Annotated in this window: 13 protein-coding genes and 1 other RNA gene; 8 read left to right on the top strand and 6 right to left on the bottom strand. The window is 63.3% G+C overall.

The genetic code is table 11. From position 1 onward, the window contains the following. Positions 1–249: 249 nt before the first annotated feature. Together ubiD and ffs are read left to right on the top strand one after the other, a co-directional pair. Positions 250–1734, top strand: a complete 1485-nt coding sequence (gene ubiD, locus ACP92_RS17825; RefSeq protein WP_013235523.1) for a 4-hydroxy-3-polyprenylbenzoate decarboxylase — start codon at positions 250–252, stop codon at positions 1732–1734. A gap of 119 nt (positions 1735–1853) precedes the next feature. Further along, an RNA gene (ffs, locus tag ACP92_RS24380) (signal recognition particle sRNA small type) lies at positions 1854–1952 on the top strand. A 139-nt stretch (positions 1953–2091) separates the two neighbouring features. On the opposite strand, the gene ACP92_RS17820 is transcribed toward ffs, so the two are convergent. Together ACP92_RS17820 and ACP92_RS17815 are read right to left on the bottom strand one after the other, a co-directional pair. Continuing rightward, entirely contained in the window at positions 2092–3093 is a 1002-nt protein-coding gene (locus ACP92_RS17820) for a glucokinase (protein WP_048348611.1), read from the bottom strand. Between the two features lie 137 nt (positions 3094–3230). After that, the gene (locus ACP92_RS17815; protein WP_013235521.1) at positions 3231–5042 is read right to left on the bottom strand and encodes a tetratricopeptide repeat protein; all 1812 of its coding nucleotides are present in this window, start codon (positions 5040–5042) and stop codon (positions 3231–3233) included. A gap of 305 nt (positions 5043–5347) precedes the next feature. Here ACP92_RS17815 and ACP92_RS17810 point away from each other — a divergent pair, with 305 nt between their 5' ends. Beyond that, complete coding sequence (locus ACP92_RS17810) at positions 5348–6031, top strand: fumarylacetoacetate hydrolase family protein (RefSeq protein ID WP_013235520.1); 684 nt, start codon at positions 5348–5350, stop codon at positions 6029–6031. 302 nt (positions 6032–6333) lie between these two features. After that, positions 6334–7797 carry a DEAD/DEAH box helicase gene (locus ACP92_RS17805; RefSeq protein ID WP_013235519.1) on the top strand — a complete coding sequence of 488 codons (1464 nt, stop codon included), beginning with the start codon at positions 6334–6336 and terminating at the stop codon, positions 7795–7797. 9 nt (positions 7798–7806) lie between these two features. Here ACP92_RS17805 and gluQRS read toward each other — a convergent pair whose 3' ends face one another. Both gluQRS and ACP92_RS17795 read right to left on the bottom strand, forming a co-directional pair. Next, positions 7807–8691, bottom strand: coding sequence for a tRNA glutamyl-Q(34) synthetase GluQRS (gene gluQRS / locus ACP92_RS17800; protein WP_013235518.1), 885 nt, complete (start codon positions 8689–8691; stop codon positions 7807–7809). Further along, a complete protein-coding gene (locus ACP92_RS17795; protein ID WP_013235517.1) occupies positions 8688–9626 on the bottom strand; it encodes a LysR family transcriptional regulator in 939 nt (312 codons plus the stop codon). The genes gluQRS and ACP92_RS17795 overlap by 4 nt, the downstream gene beginning before the upstream one ends. 149 nt (positions 9627–9775) lie before the next feature. Between ACP92_RS17795 and ACP92_RS17790 the strand changes: the two genes are divergently transcribed. Beyond that, the gene (locus tag ACP92_RS17790; protein WP_013235516.1) at positions 9776–10477 is read left to right on the top strand and encodes a pirin family protein; all 702 of its coding nucleotides are present in this window, start codon (positions 9776–9778) and stop codon (positions 10475–10477) included. Positions 10478–10589: 112 nt separating this feature from the next. Further along, the gene (locus ACP92_RS17785) at positions 10590–11165 is read left to right on the top strand and encodes a flavodoxin family protein (RefSeq protein ID WP_048348610.1); all 576 of its coding nucleotides are present in this window, start codon (positions 10590–10592) and stop codon (positions 11163–11165) included. Between the two features lie 87 nt (positions 11166–11252). On the opposite strand, the gene ACP92_RS17780 is transcribed toward ACP92_RS17785, so the two are convergent. Continuing rightward, positions 11253–12134, bottom strand: a complete 882-nt coding sequence (locus tag ACP92_RS17780; protein WP_013235514.1) for a sulfurtransferase — start codon at positions 12132–12134, stop codon at positions 11253–11255. Positions 12135–12376: 242 nt separating this feature from the next. Between ACP92_RS17780 and dnaE the strand changes: the two genes are divergently transcribed. Next, a complete protein-coding gene (gene dnaE / locus ACP92_RS17775; RefSeq protein WP_013235513.1) occupies positions 12377–15835 on the top strand; it encodes a DNA polymerase III subunit alpha in 3459 nt (1152 codons plus the stop codon). A gap of 166 nt (positions 15836–16001) precedes the next feature. Further along, entirely contained in the window at positions 16002–17210 is a 1209-nt protein-coding gene (locus ACP92_RS17770; protein WP_013235512.1) for an O-antigen ligase family protein, read from the top strand. Here ACP92_RS17770 and ACP92_RS17765 read toward each other — a convergent pair whose 3' ends face one another. Beyond that, positions 17211–18209: a glycosyltransferase family 8 protein gene (locus ACP92_RS17765; protein WP_041311122.1), complete on the bottom strand. Its 999-nt coding sequence runs from the start codon at positions 18207–18209 to the stop codon at positions 17211–17213. It lies immediately after the preceding gene. Between the last annotated feature and the right edge of the window lie 6 nt (positions 18210–18215).

The following is an 18215-nucleotide window of genomic DNA, read 5'->3' as shown; positions in this document are numbered from 1 at the left end:
GTGTCCCTGGATACCTTGCTTGACTTGACTGTTTTACTGCAAGCCTCTACGAGCTCATGGCTCTGCTCTTCGGTTGAGAGTGGGCGCATTGTAGAAGCCACTTTATATCGAGTCAATACTATTAAAATAGTTCTTTATAACTTTTGTGTCTCATATTGCGCGTGGCCTTTCCTCAAAAATCAATAGAATCAAGCGTTTGCCGGGAATAGCTAAGCCGGCTGTGATGCAAAAAGAAATTTGTTAAAAAGTATGAAATACACTGATCTACGCGATTTTATTTCCCAGTTGCAACAAAAAGGGGAGCTCAAGCGTGTTTCTCACCCTGTTTCCTCGCATCTGGAGATGACCGAGATCTGCGATCGCACCCTCCGGGCGGAAGGTCCGGCGCTTCTTTTTGAGCATGTCGATCAAAAAAATATCCCGGTGCTTGCCAATCTTTTCGGTACACCGCACCGTGTGGCGCTGGGCATGGGGGCCGACAATATCGGCGAGCTGCGCCGCATCGGCCACCTGCTGGCGCGTCTGAAGGAGCCTGAGCCGCCCAAGGGCATCAAGGATGTGCTCGATCTCGGTTCGCTGGTGAAGTCGCTGTGGGACATGGCGCCCAAGGAACGCGGCTCGGCGCCTTGCCAGGACGTGGTGTGGGAAGGCAAGGATGTGGACCTGTCGCGCCTGCCGATCCAGCATTGCTGGCCGGGCGACATTGCGCCACTGATCACCTGGGGCCTGGTGGTCACCAAGGGGCCGCACAAGAAGCGCCAGAACCTGGGCATCTACCGCCAGCAGGTGCTGGGGCCGAACAAGGTCATCATGCGCTGGCTGGCCCACCGCGGTGGTGCGCTGGATTTCCGCGAGCACTGCATCGCCAATCCGGGCAAGCCCTATCCGGTCGTGGTGGCGCTGGGCGCCGACCCGGCCACTATATTAGGTGCGGTCACGCCGGTGCCGGACAACCTGTCCGAATACCAGTTTGCAGGCCTCTTGCGCGGCAGCCGCACCGAGCTGGTCAAGGCCATGGGCAGCGAGCTGCGCGTACCGGCCTCGGCCGAGATCGTGCTGGAGGGGCATATCTATCCGGATGAAAAGCATGCCTCCGGATTCGAGCATGCTTTGGAAGGTCCCTATGGCGACCACACCGGTTACTACAATGAGCAGGACTGGTTCCCGGTCTTCACCATCGACCGCATCACCATGCGGCGCGACGCCATCTATCACTCCACCTATACCGGCAAACCGCCCGATGAACCGGCCGTGCTGGGCGTGGCCCTCAATGAGGTGTTCGTGCCGCTGCTGCAGAAGCAGTTTGCCGAGATCACCGATTTCTATCTGCCGCCAGAAGGTTGCAGCTACCGCATGGCGGTGGTGCAGATGAAGAAGTCCTATGCCGGGCACGCCAAGCGGGTGATGTTCGGAGTATGGAGTTTCCTGCGCCAGTTCATGTATACCAAGTTCATCGTGGTGGTGGACGAGGATGTGAATATCCGCGACTGGAAGGAAGTGATCTGGGCCATTACCACGCGGGTCGATCCGGTGCGCGACACCGTCATGGTGGATAACACGCCCATCGATTACCTCGATTTCGCCTCGCCCATCAGCGGCCTGGGCAGCAAGATGGGGATCGACGCCACCAATAAATGGCCGGGTGAAACCAGTCGTGAATGGGGTACGCCCATCGTCATGGACGAGGACGTTAAGAAGCGTGTGGACGCCATCTGGCAAGACCTGGGCATCTGATGTTCCAGGGGCGGCGAAATGCGTAAATGGTTTACGTATTTCGCGCGGCAGCGCCGCTCCTGCTTGCCCCGAATGAATTAGCTGGCCCGGTCGGTGTGATTTGAGATACAATTCACCCCGGCGGGCCCCTGCGCATTGTGGCATGGTCAACCTGGTCAGGTCGGGAACGAAGCAGCCACAGCCATTTCCCGCAAGTGCCGCAGACAAGGCTCGCCTCCTTCCGTTTTTATCTCCGCAGTTCTCCCGCAGTACCTTTCCCCCGTAGCAGCGCCCATCCAGTACCAGCCGCCGCGATTGCTCCGCCAGACCGGCCGACGCGCATGGCAGCACATCGGCCTTGCATTGAAGCGGCCAGGCTTACTGCTGTGTCGCCAGGCGGTCCGCCAGGATGGCCGAGACCCCGGTGAAGGCCGGATACTCCGCCGTGATCACATAGGTGGGAATGGCCTTGGTGAGCACGGACATGCGTCCCTTGTTCTCGAAGCGCGCCCGGAAGGGCGAACGGGCGAAGTAGTCGCCCAGGTGCGGCACTACGCCGCCGCCGATGTAGATGCCGCCCAGCGCGCCCAGCGTGAGCGCCAGGTCGGCCGCCACGGTGCCGAGCATGCTGCAGAACAGCGCCAGCGTTTCCTGGCAAAGCGCATCGCCATGCTGGCGTGCGCCTTCCACGATCTGCGCTGCGCTCAGCTCGGCAGCGGGATGGCCATCGATGGCCAGCAAGGCGCGATGGATCAGCTCCAGTCCCGGACCCGAGACCAGCCGTTCGGCCGACACATGCTCATGGAATTGCCAGGCATAGGCCAGCACGGCGGCCTCACGCGGATCCGCCGGGGCAAAGGCCGCATGGCCACCCTCGCTGGCCAGCGGCAGCCAGTGACCGTCGGCATGCAGCAGTCCGCCCACGCCCAGTCCGGTGCCGGCGCCCACCAGCCCGATCGGTGCTCCCGGCTTGGGTGCGCCGCCGCCGACCTGTTGCAGCTCATCGGCGCGCAGTTGCGGCACGGCCATCGACAGGGCCGTGAAATCATTGACCACCAGCAGCAATTCGAATCCCAGCAATTGGCGCGCCGCTTCGATGGAGAAGGCCCAATCGTGGTTGGTCATCTTGATCTGGTCGCCCTGCACCGGGTTGGCGATGGCCACCACCGCATGGCGCACCGGCGGGTGGCCTGCCAGCTTGAGGTAGGCCTGGACCGCATCGGTGAATTCGCCATAGTCAGCGCCGCGCAGGATCTGTACCTGCTCGATGCGGCCGGGGCCGGTTTCCAGTGCAAAGCGGGCATTGGTGCCGCCGATGTCGGCCAGCAGGCGCGGACCGTCAGCGTGCAGTCCGGCAGGGGAGGTGGGAACGTGTTGCATGTTGTTATCCTTGTGTTCTTGGGGCTGGCGCAGCGGTGCGCCCGGCCATCGTGATCGCCAGTGTGGTCGGTGAGGAGATGAACCTCCCTTCAGGTTATGAGGGGAGGCGGCGCTTCAGGTTCCAGCGCCGGGCCGCATCACGCCAGCTGCTGCTGCAAGGCTGCCCGAACGCGCGCGATGACCTCGTCCCATTGTCCGGCGGTGCGCTGGCCGAAGATGGTCATGCCGCCGTACCAGGGGCTGTCCTCGCGCTCCACCTGCCAGCGCCAGCAGCCGTTGTGGCGATTGAGCAGCCAGACCGGGCGGCCCAGCGCCCCGGCCAGGTGGCAGACCGAGGTATCGACCGTGATGAGCAGGTCCAGATTGGCCAGCAGCGCGCCGGTTTCGGCAAAGTCGTGCAGTTCGGGCGAGCAGTCCCGCACCAGGCTTGCCAGCGGATGGGCATGCAGTTGCGCTACGGCGTCCTGGCCGACCTGCAGGGAATAGAACTCCAGTGCGGCATGCTCGCGCGCCAGCTCTACCAATGGCGCCAGCGTGGCGAAAGGCAGCGAGCGCTCGCCATCGATGCGCACCGCATCAGGATGGGTCTGGGCCGAACTGCCTGCCCACACCAGGCCGACGCGCAGGGCGCGGTTGCGCGGCAGGCGCTGGTGCCAGGCGGCCCAGCTGGAGGCCTCCGGCAGCAGGTAGGGCGCACGCGGAATGTCGGCTTCGCTGAAGGTCTTGCAGGCCAGCGGCAAGCTCATCAGCGGGCAGTGGAAGTCGAAGGGCGGACGCATGAAATGATCGGTGCCGATGACCTGGGTCACACCCGGCAGTCCGGCCAACTGGCGCGTGAGCGCTGGCTGCACTTCGAGGATCACGCGCGCTCCGCGGGCCGCCAGCAGCGGCGCGTAGCGCACGAACTGCAGAGTGTCGCCAAAGCCTTGTTCGGCGTGCAGCAGGATGGTCTTGCCTTCCAGCGGCTGTTCGCCCAGCCACAACGGTTGCATGAACTGACGCTGCTGGCCGCGCATCTGCTCGGTCGCCCAGCGTGTCTCGAAACCCTTCCAGCCATTGACGAAGTCCCCCTGGCGCAGTTGCATCAGGGCCTCGTTCCAGGTCGCCGAGCCGGCATCGGGCTTGAGGGCCTTGGCGCGGCGGTAGCTTTCGCTGGCTTCCTCGAAGCGGTACAGCTGTTCCAGCGTCGAGCCGCGGTTGAACCACAGGTCCGGCGCGCGCTCGTCCAGCGCCAGGGCGCGATCGTAGGCCTGCAGGGCTTCCGCCGGGCGTTGCATCTTGAAGAGCACGTAGCCACGGTTGGAAATCGCCTCGAAGAAGTCCGGCTGTACTTCCAGGGCGCGGTCATAGGCGCGCAGGGCCTGGTCGAGCTGGTTGCCGTCCTTGCAGGTATTGCCGAGGTTGAACCAGGCCTCGATGAAGTCGGGGCGCAGCGCGACAGCGCGTTCGTAGCTTTCGCGGGCGTCGCCGTAGGCGTAGCTGTCGTGCAGCACGTTGCCGCGCTGGAACCAGGCGTCGGCATTGTCGGGCGCCAGCGCGGTGGCGCGTTCCAGATCGGCCAGCGCCTCGCGGTTGCGGCCCAGGCGGCGCAGCGCGGCGCCGCGCGCGAGCAAGGCCTCGACGAAGTCGGCGTTGACGGTCAGGACGAGGTCGTAACGGGCCACCGCCTCGTCGTCGCGGCCCAGGTGGGCCAGCGCGCCGGCATGGTCGAAATAGGTGTCCAGGTGATCGGGATTGAGTTCAATGGCCTTGGCCAGCTGGGCTTCGGCGGTTTCCCAGTCTTCCTGGTGCAGCTTGAGCATGCCATACAGGTAGTTGGCTTCGAAGTGCCGGGGCAGCTTCACCAGCACCTTCTTGTAGAGTTCTTCGGCCGGGGCCAGTTGGCCTTTTTGATGCAGGGCGAGGGCTTTTTGCAGCAGGATCTGGTTAGCGTTGGCTTGCTGACGCATGGTGTTGTTCTGTTCTGGGTAAGAAGGCGGGTAGGCGGCAGGGCCGGCATGAAGCTGAAACGCATCTCATGCCTGTCGATGCAATGAGTTCTTGCCAGTGTCCCAAATTCGCCCGTTTTTAGCCAGTGGATTACAGGCCGAATTGCCACCTATATCTGCGCTCGAGGCGCGTGCGCCGGCCCGCAAGCGGGACGGTGACTTTTCTTTTACACTACGACGATGTCAGACAACTTGGTGTTCATCGTTGTCTGACGATCTGTGCCGGTACCAACAACAAACATTTTCGCCACGACGGAGTCTTCCTGATGAGCTTTGCCATTCCCGCCCCCGCCCAGGCCACGGTTGCCGTGGTCGGCGGTGCAGCTTTCCCGGTTCGCCGCATCTATTGCGTAGGGCGCAATTACGCCGCCCACGCCCGTGAAATGGGCCACGATCCGGACCGCGAGCCGCCGTTCTTCTTCATGAAGCCGGCTGACGCCGTCGTGCCCACCGACTCCGTGGTGCCGTATCCGGTCGCCACTTCCGACTATCACCATGAGATCGAACTGGTGGTGGCGCTGGCCAAGGGGGGGCGCAATATCCCGGTGGAACAGGCGCTGGAACTGGTGTTCGGCTACGCCGTGGGCCTGGACATGACCCGCCGCGACATCCAGAGCCAGGCCAAGAAGCTGGGCCGCCCCTGGGACATGGCCAAGGGTTTCGACCAGTCCGCCCCCTGCGCGCCCATCGTGCCGGTGGCGCAGGCTGGCCACCCCGACCAGGGCGCCGTCTGGCTCAAGGTCAATGGCGAAGTGCGCCAGCAGGGCGACCTGGCGGACCTGATCTGGAGCGTGGCCGAGACCATCTCCTATCTGTCGGGCCTGGTCGAGCTGTTCCCGGGCGACCTGATCTTCACTGGGACGCCTGAAGGCGTGGGGGCTGTCGTCAAGGGCGACAAGCTGCAAGGCCATGTTGACGGCTTGCCGGACATCAATATCACCATTGGCTGATCACAGCACGAGCCCCGTGGCAGCGCCCTTTGCAGACGTTTTGCCACGGCTGGCCGGGCCCGGACACCAAACTGTCATGAAGTGCAAGGAGATGCGGCGTATAATACGCAGTTCCGGGCAATTGGCAGCAGCTGGCCCGGTCAGCATCTTTGCATCATTCGAAGCGCCCGGCCGTGCAGGTTTGGCCGGTTCGCCCGTAACACATCAACACAGAAAGCAATCAGAACCCGTGCGCATGCACCCCATGCACCGGAGCCGCCAGGGCGGCTGCCGCGGCGCTGTCGCACCGTTCGCAATACACCATGTCCGACACCACGTCCGCGTCCGCAGCACCGGCTGCACCCGCCGTCCGCTTTGAAGATTTCGGCCTTTCGCCCGACATCCTGAAGGCCCTGGCCGAACAAGGCTACGTCCACCCGACCCCGATCCAGGCCCAGGCCATTCCTGTGGTGCTGCAAGGCCGGGACGTGATGGGCGCCGCCCAGACCGGTACCGGCAAGACCGCCGGCTTCTCGCTGCCCATCATCCAGCGCCTGCTGCAGCACGCCAGCCATAGCGCCTCGCCCGCCCGCCATCCGGTGCGCGCCCTGATCCTGACACCCACCCGCGAACTGGCCGACCAGGTCGCCGACAACGTGGCTGCCTACTGCCGCTTCACCCCGCTGCGTTCCACGGTGGTCTTCGGCGGCGTGGACATGGCCCCGCAGACCGCGATCCTGCGCGCCGGCGTAGAGATCGTCATCGCCACGCCGGGCCGCCTGCTGGACCACGTGCAGCAAAAGACAGTGAACCTGTCGCAGACCCAGATCCTGGTGATGGACGAAGCCGACCGCATGCTGGACATGGGCTTCCTGCCGGACCTGCAGCGCATCATCAACCTCTTGCCCAAGCAGCGCCAGAACCTGCTGTTCTCGGCCACCTTCTCGCCGGAAATCAAGAAGCTGGCCGCCAGCTTCCAGAACAACCCGGTCACCATCGAAGTGGCGCGCAGCAATGCCACGGCCGAAAACGTGACCCAGACCATCTACAAGGTCGAGGAAGCGGCCAAGGCCGATGCGGTCAGCTTCATCATCCGCCAGCGCGAACTGAAGCAGGTGATCGTCTTCTCCAATACCAAGATCGGCGCTTCCCGCCTGGCGCGCACCCTGGTGGCCGAAGGTGTGAAGGCCTCGGCCATTCACGGTGACAAGACCCAGTCCGAGCGCATGGCCGCGCTGGAAGCCTTCAAGCAGGGCCAGATCGAAGTGCTGGTGGCCACCGACGTGGCCGCGCGCGGGCTGGACATCGCCGAGCTGCCCTGTGTGATCAACTACGATCTGCCCTATAACGCCGAAGACTATGTCCACCGTATCGGCCGCACCGGCCGTGCCGGCGCATCGGGCGATGCGATCTCCCTGTTCTGCGACAAGGACGACCGCCTGCTGACCGATATCGAGAAGCTGATCAAGAAGAAGTTCGAACGCGCCGAGCTGACCGGGTTTGCCCCGCGCGCGCGTCATGAACGCAGTGATCGTGCCGAGCGTGGCGAACGAAGCGAGCGGGGTGAGCGTAGCGATCGCGGCGACCGTAGTGATCGTGGCGAGCGCAGCCGCAGCAGCCGCGAAGGAGGCGCTGCGCCGATGCGCCGCGAGAAAGTCGATCCGTGGTTCCTCAAGCCCTACGAACCGAGCGCCGTCGAGACCGTCTCCACCAAGCCGGAACTGGCCAAGAACAATCGTCCCAAGGCCAAGGTGGCGGCGCTGCTGGGCGGCATGCCCAAGCGCTGATCTTGCTCTTCAACGGGGGCCGAAACGCGCTTGCCAGCCGGTGAGCGCGAGGGCCCAGAATCCCTCCCTGTCACGGGCGGCGCCCGTGTCCAGTCCCAGGAAGGCGGCCGCCTGCTGCAGTGCTTGCAGCGGCTGGTTCAGGTCCAGCGCCTGCGCGCCGTTCTGCTTGGAAAACTTCTCTCCGGTTTCATTCATCAGCAACGGCACGTGCAGATACCGCGGCGTCGGATAGCCCAGCAGGCCTTGCAGGTAGATCTGTCGTGCTGTCGAATCCAGCAGGTCTGCTCCTCGCACGATGTCGGTCACGCCCTGCTCGGCGTCATCCACCACCACGGCCAGTTGATAGGCCCAGAAACCGTCGGCCCGCTGCAGCACGAAGTCGCCCACCTCGGCGGCCAGGTGCTGCGCCTGCGGACCCAGCCAGCGATCCTCGAATTGCACCAGTTCACCTGCCTGGCCCGGGTCGGGCACGCGCAGGCGCAGCGTGCGCGCCTGCTTTCCTGGCGCCAGGCCATGGCGGCAGGTGCCAGGATAGAGGGCTGCGCCGTCGCTGGCGGTACCCACCCGTGAATCGGCAATTTCCTTGCGGCTGCAACCACAGGGGTAGGCCAGTGCGCCCAGCCGATCGCGCGCCAGCTGGTAGCGCGCCTTGCGCTGGCTCTGCACCAGCACCGGGCCGTCGGAACGCATGTCCAGCGCTGCCAGGGTGGCGATGATGTCCTGTGCAGCGCCTTGCACGGTGCGGGTTTCGTCGATGTCTTCGATACGCAGCAGCCAGCGGCCAGCATGCACGCGCGCGTCCAGATAGCTGGCCAGGGCCGCCACCAGCGAGCCGGCATGCAGCGGGCCGGAAGGCGAGGGCGCAAAGCGGCCGACATAGGCGTGGCAGCTCACGCTGGCCCCCGCATCGGTACCGGTCCGATCAGCGACTGGCGTACATGCGGCTGCGCCAGGTGCTGGATGAACCATTTCAAGGATTTGCCCTGCTCAGCCTTGGGCCAGGCCACCATGAAGTTGTCATTCGGCTTGGCCGCCAGCGTCTGCTTTTCCACCAGCGCGCCCGAGGCCAGGTAGGGCTCGGCCCAGATACGCGGCAGATGACCGCAGCCCAGGCCGGCCAACTGAGCTTGCAGCTTGTCGGCCACGGTGGCTACGGTCAGCGTCTCCTGGCCGGACAGCAGGCCCATGGTCAGGGTGGGCAGCGACTGGCTGTTGTCGCCCACCGCAATGGCCCGATGGCTGCGGACCAGTTCGGCGGAAAGCGGTTCTTCGACCCCGGCCAGGGGATGCTGCGGGGCTACCACGAACACCCAGTCCACCGCCCCCAGTTCCTGCATCTGGAAGCGGCCGCTGGTGCGCACCACCTCGGGGCCGTCCAGCGTGACGCCGATGACCAGGTTGGCGCGCCCCTCGATGAGCTTTTCCCAGGCGCCGGTGAGCACCCCGGGAGTGAAGCGCAACCGTGTGCCGGACTGTTCGCGATCGAAGGCGGCGATGATGGGCAGCATCTTGTCGAAGGGAATCAGGCTGTTGAGCACGATGTGCAATTCGGTCTCGCGACCGGTCGCCGTGCGCTTGACGCGCTGCTCCAGGTCATTGGCCGCCAGCAGCAGATGACGCCCTTCCTGCAACAACTGCAGGCCCGCCGGTGTCAACTGGGCGCGGTGGCCACGGCGGTCGAACAGCAAGACGTCGAGGTCGTCTTCCAGCTTGCGCACGCTATAGGTCAGCGCCGAGGGCACGCGGTCCAGCGCCACCGCGGCCGCGGCAAAGCTGCCCTTGCGGTCGATCATGTCCAGGATCAGCAGGGATTCGAGGGTCAGGTTCACGAGACTTCCACTTGTTTAAATTTTTTGAATGAACACTACGGATTTTAGACCTTATCTGCGAAAAAGATAGCAACTATAGTGACGCCATCGACAAACATTTTGTACAAACCAATTCCGGTGCGTACCTTACTGAAGAAAGAGGTGTTGACATGATGGAAATTCGCAAAGCGAACGATCGTGGCCACGCCAACCACGGTTGGCTGGATTCGTATCACAGCTTTTCATTCGCGGACTACTATGATCCCAGGCACATGGGCTTCGGCCCCTTGCGCGTGATCAACGAAGACCGCGTGGCCGCCGGCCAGGGCTTCGGTACGCACGGCCACCGCGACATGGAGATCATTTCCTATGTGCTCGAAGGCGAACTGGCCCACAAGGACAGCATGGGCAATGGCAGCGTGATCCGTCCCGGTGACGTGCAACGCATGAGTGCAGGCACGGGCGTGCGTCACTCGGAGTACAACCACTCCCAGGACGGCACCACGCACTTCCTGCAGATCTGGATCATGCCTGACCGCGCCGGCGCTGAACCGGGTTATCAGGAGGCGCACTTCTCGGCGGCTGACAAGGACGGCAAGCTGCGTCTGGTCGCCTCGGCCGATGGCCGCGACGGTTCGGTCAGCATGAACCAGGACGCCCAGCTGTATGCGGGCCTCTTCGACGGCGCCCAAACCGCCGAGTACACCCTGCCGCAAGGCCGCCTGGGCTATGTGCATGTGGCTCGCGGCAAGATCAGCGTCAATGGCCAGGCCCTGGAAGCCGGCGACGCCGTCAAGCTCAGTGCGGTCGACCGCATCGAGATCGGCGGTGGCGACAAGGCTGAAGTGTTGTTGTTCGACCTGCCGCGCTGAGAACTTCAGCGCCCGGATGTCGTAGGCAGTTTGCAGTAGCCCCCTCCGCCGGTACCGATCACACCGGCGGTTTTTCCCGTGTTACCTCACTCTCTAGAGAAGGAATTTCGTCATGACCAAAGTTGCCATCGTCTATCACTCCGGCTACGGCCACACCAAGAAGCAGGCTGAAGCGGTACAGGCTGGTGCTGCCGGCGTTGCCGGTGCCAATGTCGAGCTGATCGCCATCAGCGCCGAAGGCACCATCACCGATGAACAATGGGCCAGCCTGGATGCGGCCGACGCCATCATCTTCGGTTCGCCGACCTACATGGGTACCGTGTCCTGGCAGTTCAAGAAATTCGCCGACGCCTCCTCCAAGCCCTGGTTCAGCCAGAAGTGGAAGGACAAGGTCGGCGCCGCCTTCACCAACTCGGCCACCATGAACGGCGACAAGCTCTCGACCCTGCACTACCTGTTCACGCTGGGCATGCAGCACAGCATGATCTGGGTCGGCACCGGCCTGATGCCTGCCAACAGCAAGGCCGCGCAACGCAACGACATCAACTTCGTCGGTTCCTTCTCGGGCCTGATGGCGCAAAGCCCGTCGGATTCCTCGCCGGAAGAGGGCCCACTGCCGGGTGACCTGGAAACGGCCAAGCTGTTTGGTGCGCGCGTGGTGGAAACGGCGGCCCGGTTCAAGAAGTAATCTTCATTTGGTATATCGAAGAAGTGAAGATGTAAAAAAGCCGACCTCACAAGGGTCGGCTTTTTCCTGGCCTGGGCGGCGTGGCGATCAGGCTGCGGCGGAACTGGCTTCCTGCGCCGCCTGCTGCTTGCCGGCGCAATGGGGGCAGGACTTGCCCGGGACGTAATCCGGCGAGAGCTGCTCGCGCGGAGTGACCACGGCGCGGCAGGCGAAGCATTGCGCGGTCTGGGTTTCCTTCAGTTCCGGGCTCAGCGCGGTGCGGTAGTCGAAGACGAAGCAATCGCCCTGGTAGTGGGCGCCGCCGACGTCTTCGAAGTACTTCAGGATGCCGCCTTCGAGCTGGTAGACATGGTCATAGCCGATGTTCTGCATATGAATGGCCGCCTTTTCGCAGCGGATGCCGCCGGTGCAGAAGGTCACCACGGTCTTGCCTTCGAAATCGGCCTTGTGGTCTTCGATGACCTTGGGGAATTCGGTGAACTTGCTGATGCGGTAGTCCACCGTGTTGTCGAAGGTGCCGACGTCGACTTCAAAGCCGTTGCGGGTATCCACCATCACCACCGGACGGCCCTCGTCATCATGGCCCTGGTCCAGCCAGCGCTTGAGGTCCTTGGGCTCCACGAAGGGCGCGCGGCCCAGTTCCGGCTTGATCAGCGGATGCTTCATGGTAATGATCTCGGCCTTGAGCTTGACCAGCATGCGGGTGAAGGGCTGTTTCTCGGAATAGCTTTCCTTGACGATCAGGTCGGCAAAGCGCGCATCGGCGCGCAGCCAGGCCAGGAAGGCGTCGATGTCGGCGCGCAGGCCGGCCAGGAAGAGGTTGATGCCTTCCGGGCTCAGGATCACGGTGCCGCGCAGGTTGTGCTGTTGGCAAAAGGCCAGGAATTGCGGACGCTTTTCAGCGGTGTCGTCGAAACTGACGAATTTGTAGGCGGCAATGTTGACGTAGGGTGTATCGGGGGACTGCATGGTTCGTTACTCAGCTCTAAGTCTTTGAATTGTCAGCATTATATACGGGCGGGCAGGGCGTCCGCAGCTATTTGGCGGGCTGCGCCCCCGCGCTGTGGCGCTTCTCTGATGCAGATCAAGGCAGCCCGTCTCGATCCGGTGGCCGATTTTGCGTAAATCATTCACAACAAAGTCCAATTTCCTGACAAAAGCCGAGCTTGCGGCAGGGGCGGCCGTGCCAAGGTCCGGTAAAATGTCGCCCCATGACTACCCCGCAATTTGTACACCTCCGTATGCACTCGGAGTATTCCATCGTGGACGGCCTGGTGCGTATCGACGACATCGTCAAGGCCGCTGCCAAGGATGGCCAAGCCGCCCTGGCGGTGACCGACCTCGCCAACCTGTTCTGCATGGTGCGTTTCTACAAGGAAGCGCGCGGCAAGGGCGTCAAGCCCATCGCCGGCTGCGACCTGTGGATCACCAACGATGCCGACCGCGAAAAGCCCTTCCGCCTGCTGGTGCTGATCAAGAATCGTCACGGTTACCTGCAACTGTGCGAAGTATTGTCACAAGCCTGGCTCAATAACCAGTACAAGGGCCGCGCCGAAGTGCGCATGGAATGGCTGGACGCGCTGCGCCACCAGGAGGGCGGCAATGGCTTGATCGCCCTGTCCGGCGCCGCCATGGGCGACATCGGCCAGGCCATCGACAACGGCAACCTGGCCCAGGCCGAAGCCTGCGCGCGCCGCTGGGCCGAGATCTTCCCCGGCGCCTTCTACCTGGAACTGCAACGCGCCGGCCAGGCCAACATGGAAGTGCAGGTGCGCCAGAGCGTCGCCCTGGGCGCCAAGCTGGGCCTGCCGTGCGTGGCCACGCACCCGATCCAGTTCCAGAGCCCGGAAGAATTCATCGCCCACGAAGCCCGCACCTGTATCGCCGAAGGCGAGATCATGGCCAATGCGCGCCGGGTCAGGCGTTTCAACGAACAGCAATACTTCAAGTCGCAGGCCGAGATGGTCGAGCTGTTCGCCGACCTGCCGGGCGCCGTGGCCAACACCGTGGAAATCGCCAAGCGCTGCAACCTCGTGCTGCAACTGGGCAAGCCGCAACTGCCGGATTTCCCCACCCCGGATGGCATGACCATCGACGACTTCCTGGTGGCCCAGACCAAGGCCGGGCTGGAAGTGCGCTTGAAGGAACTGTTCCCCAACGAAGCCGAGCGTGAGAAGCAGCGTCCGCGCTATGAGGCGCGGCTGGAGTTCGAGAACAACACCATCATCAAGATGAAGTTCCCGGGCTACTTCCTGATCGTGGCGGACTTCATCCAGTGGGCCAAGAACAATGGCGTGCCCGTCGGCCCTGGTCGCGGTTCCGGCGCCGGCTCGCTGGTGGCCTATTGCCTGCTGATCACCGACCTGGACCCGCTGCGCTACAACCTGCTGTTCGAACGTTTCCTGAACCCCGAACGCGTCTCGATGCCCGACTTCGACATCGACTTCTGCCAGGAAGGCCGCGACCGCGTGATCCAGTATGTGAAGGATCGTTACGGCAAGGAGGCGGTCTCGCAGATCGCCACCTTCGGCACTATGGCCGCCAAGGGTGCGGTGCGCGACGTGGGCCGCGTGCTCGACCTGGGCTACAACTTCTGCGATGGCATCTCCAAGCTGATCCCCTTCAAGCCGGGCAAGCTGGTCACCCTGGCCGACGCCATCGAGGAAGAGCCGCTCTTGAAGGAACGGCTGGAGAACGAGGAAGAGGTCAAGCAGCTGATGGGCCTGGCCCAGCAGGTCGAAGGCATTGCCCGTAACATCGGCATGCACGCCGGTGGCGTGCTGATCGCGCCCGGCAAGCTGACCGATTTCTGCCCGCTCTATACCCAGGGTGGCGACTCCGGCGTGGTCTCGCAATACGACAAGGACGACGTGGAAGCGGTCGGCCTGGTGAAGTTCGACTTCTTGGGCCTGACCACGCTGACCATCCTCGACCGGGCGGTGCGCTACATCCGCATGCTCGATCCAGCCATGGCCGATTTCGATCTGGCCAAGCTGCCGCTGGACGACCGGCCCTCCTACGAACTGCTGACCAAGGCCAAGACGGTCGCCGTGTTCCAGCTGGAAAGCCGCGGCATGCAAGGCATGTTGAAGGATGCGCGTCCTGACCGCTTCGAGGACATCATCGCGCTGGTGGCGCTGTACCGTCCGGGTCCGATGGACCTGATCCCCGACTTCTGCAAGCGCAAGCACGGCGAAGCCTTCGACTATCCTGACCCGCGCACCGAGGGCATCCTCTCCGAGACCTACGGCATCATGGTCTATCAGGAGCAGGTGATGCAGATGGCGCAGGTCATCGGCGGCTATTCGCTGGGCGGCGCCGACTTGCTGCGCCGGGCGATGGGCAAGAAGAAGGCCGAGGAAATGGCCAAGCACCGTGAACTGTTCCGCGAAGGCGCGGCCAAGAACGGGCTGGACCAGGCCAAGGCCGATGAAATCTTCGACTTGATGGAAAAGTTCGCCGGCTACGGCTTCAACAAGTCGCACGCGGCCGCCTATGCGCTGCTGTCCTATTACACCGCCTACCTGAAGGCCCATCACCCTGCCGCGTTCATGGCCGCCAACTTGTCGCTGGCCATGGAAGATACCGACAAGGTCAAGATCCTGATCGAAGACGCGATCGATATCTGCAAGCTGGCCATCCTGCCGCCGGACATCAACAAGTCCGACTACCGCTTCATGCCGGTGGGCGAGCCGGGCAAGAAGGCCACCCAGATCCGCTATGGCCTGGGGGCCGTCAAGGGCGCCGGGCAGAACGCCATCGAAGCCATCCTGGAAGCGCGCAAGAGCGGTCCCTTCAAGGACCTGTTCGATTTCGCCAAGCGGGTGGACAAGAAGCAGATCAACCGCCGCACCATCGATTCGCTGATCCGGGCCGGCGCCTTCGACTGCTTCAAGGTCGACCGCGCCGTCCTGCAGGCCTCGGTCAACCTGGCCTGGGAAAGCGCCGAGCAGGCCGAGAAATCGGCCAATCAGGTCAGTCTCTTCGGCGGCGATGACAGCGATCTGGAAGCGCCGCTGGAATACGTGCAGGTGCCGCCCTGGAGCGACAAGCAACGCCTGACCGAAGAGAAGGGCGCGCTGGGCTTCTATCTGTCCGGCCACCTGTTCTCGGCTTACGAAAAGGAAGTGCGCCGCTTCGTGCGCACCAAGATCGCCAGCCTGGAACCCTCCTGGGAGCCGCGCAGCCTGGCCGGCATCATCACCGGCGTGCGGGTGCAGATGACCCAGCGCGGCAAGCTGGTGATCTGCACGCTCGACGATGGCACGGGCGTGATCGAGGCCACGATCTACAACGAATTGTTCGAACCCTTCAAGCACCTCATCAAGGAAGATGAATTGCTGGTGGTATCGGGCAAGGTCTCGGAAGACCGCTTCAATGGCGGATTGCGGGTGGCTGCCGACAAGGTGATGGACCTGGGCGCGGCGCGCATCCAGTACGGTGTGCGCATGGTGGTGTCGATCAACAAGGCGATCGACCCCAACCACCTGCGCGACACCTTGTCCGCACATCGGCAGGAGCAGGGGCTGCCCTTCGTGATGCGCTACCAGCAGGCCGATGCGGCCTGCGAGGTGGTGCTGGGCGACGCCTGGCGGATCAATCCCAGCGATAGCCTGCAGTCGACGTTGGTGGCTTCGTTTGGCAAGGAAGCGGTGGTGGTCGAGTATTGATTCGGCCTTGAAGTTCAAGAACTGCGGCGCAGGACCTTACGACAAGAGACCGGGGGAGGGTCCCGAGGTCCAGCGTGCGCAGAGGATGGCAGCTCATGGCAGCTGATCGGAACCAGCGAGGGAGCTTGACCCTCGTCAATTCAAACTAAAACAGGATGTTACTTAGATGGGCAGCTTCACTTCGTTCTCGGTTTTTCTCTTTTCGGCCATTTCCCTGATTGTTCCCAGTGGTTTTTCGGTCGGTTCGGTGCTGCTGGCGTTGGGTAGCCTCACCTTGGTCAACAAGTCGGTGCGCACCACCCTGAATCGTGAGGACAGGCTGATCCTCGCCGTGCTGCTGGCCTACTTCGCCGTCACCGTTGCCATGCTGCTGCTGCACCACGAGAGCGGCAAGGAATATGACCTGCCGCTGCGCTTCTTCCTGGCGGCAGCCGCCTTGCTGCTGCTGCGCGCCTATCCGCCCGCACCAGCGGCCTTCTGGTCGGGCCTGATCCTGGGCGGCATCGGCGCGGGCGTGTTCGCAGGCTGGCAGTATTTTGCCCACAACGTGCGCGCCACGGGCTACACCAACGCCATCCAGTACGGCGACATCAGCTTCATCATCGGCATCCTGTGCCTGACCGGCATCACCTGGGCGATGCAACAACGGGCCGCGCGGGCGTGGGTGGCGCTGTTGATCGTGGGCGGCGTCATGGGCCTGATGGGTTCCCTCTTCACTGGCAGCCGCGGCAGCTGGGTGGCCTTGCCGATCTGCTTGCTCATCCTTTGCGTGTACTACAGCCGCTCCATTCCCGCGCGTTATGTCTGGGGCAGCCTGGCCGCGCTGGTGGCGGCCATCGCCATCGTCTTTACCGTCATGCCGAGCACGGACTTCCGCGCGCGGATATCGCTGGCCTTTTCCGAAGCCTCGACCTACATGCAGAAGAAGGATGCCGACAGCTCCATCGGCACGCGCATGGAAATGTGGCGCGCTGGCGCCATGGCGGTGGCTGAAGCGCCAGTGCTGGGGATGGGCAAGGCGGGTTTCGTGCAGTGGGAGACCGGCCAGATCGAAGCCGGCAAGATCAACGCCCTCATGTCTGGCAACAACCACGTCTACAACGAATGGCTGGACGCCCTGGTCAAGCGCGGCGTCCCTGGTCTGCTGGTCCTGCTGGCCCTGTATTTCGTGCCGTTGAGGCTGTTCATCGCGCGCCTGAAGTCTGCGCCTGAGCAAGCCAAGCCCTATGCCCTGGGTGGCGTCCTGCTCATCGTCAACTACATCGGTTTCGGTTTTTCCCAGGTGTTCCTGGCCCATAACTCGGGAGTGATGACCCTGGGCTTCACCATGGTCATCCTGTGGGGCATGCTGCGCGGGGAAGAGTCGCGCAGTTGATCAGCGGCGCAGCTTCCTGCGCAGCGCCGTCAGCAGGAAGCGGGCGTTCCAGTACAGGCCGCAGGCATAGTCGCCGCGCTTGATCAGGAAGCGCGCATAGACGCGCATTTCCTTGTGGTTCAGCGGCGCCGCGTCCAGGGGCAGGTCGGACCAGGCTGACAAGGTGTGGTAGCGCAGATAGAGTTCGCGCGCCGCATGGCCGCTCCAGTCTATCCACGGCTTGACCAGGCCGGCAAAGTGGATGATGCGCGCATCACCCACCGGGCTCATGGTTTGCCGGCCTTGCTTGAGGTCGGCGATCATGCTGTAGATGTAGTTCCACTTCACCGGGATATAGCGCGCCTGCCCGTCCAGGACGATGTTGAGCGCGTCCTGGTCATTGAAGGTCAGTTTGTCGGGGTTGGAGACCAGCGCCCGGATGGCGGCTTCGCTGACCTTGTTCTTTTCCCATTCGGGGATATTGATGTAGAGCATGCCGGCGTTGAAGTAGCGCGGATGCTTCAGTCCCAGCACCGAATAGCGGCCATCGCGACCGGTCGGCGCTTCCCAGCCCACATCATCGACCACCAGTGCATTGGTGCCGTCCAGATCCATACCCATCAGTTCTTCCAGGCTGCCCACGCAGAGCATGTCGGCGTCCACGTAGAGCACGCGGTCGGTCTGGTCCTTGAGCGTGGCTGGCACGATCAGGCGCGTGAAGGTCGACAGCGAATAATAGGACTTGGCGATCATCTCCCCGAACTCGGCGAAGGTCTCTTGCGCCACCAGATGCGGCACTACCTTGATGTTGGGGTTCTCTTCGATGCTGCGCATGCGGCGCGCATTGTCGTCCGAAATGGCGAAGGCGAAGACGTGGAACACGAAGCGACGGCCCGGGTTATTGGCCACCATCGAGGCCAGCATGGCCCCCATCGCCCGGAAGTAATGGTTATCGACGCAGAAGGCGATATGCCAGGCCGCATCGGCGGCGGTCGTGGAATGCGCTGGATTCTGGAGCATGGATGC

Origin of the sequence: Herbaspirillum seropedicae, assembly GCF_001040945.1 — a bacterium.
Classification (GTDB): Bacteria; Pseudomonadota; Gammaproteobacteria; order Burkholderiales; family Burkholderiaceae_D; genus Herbaspirillum; species Herbaspirillum seropedicae.
This window is presented reverse-complemented; position numbering and strand designations above follow the sequence as displayed.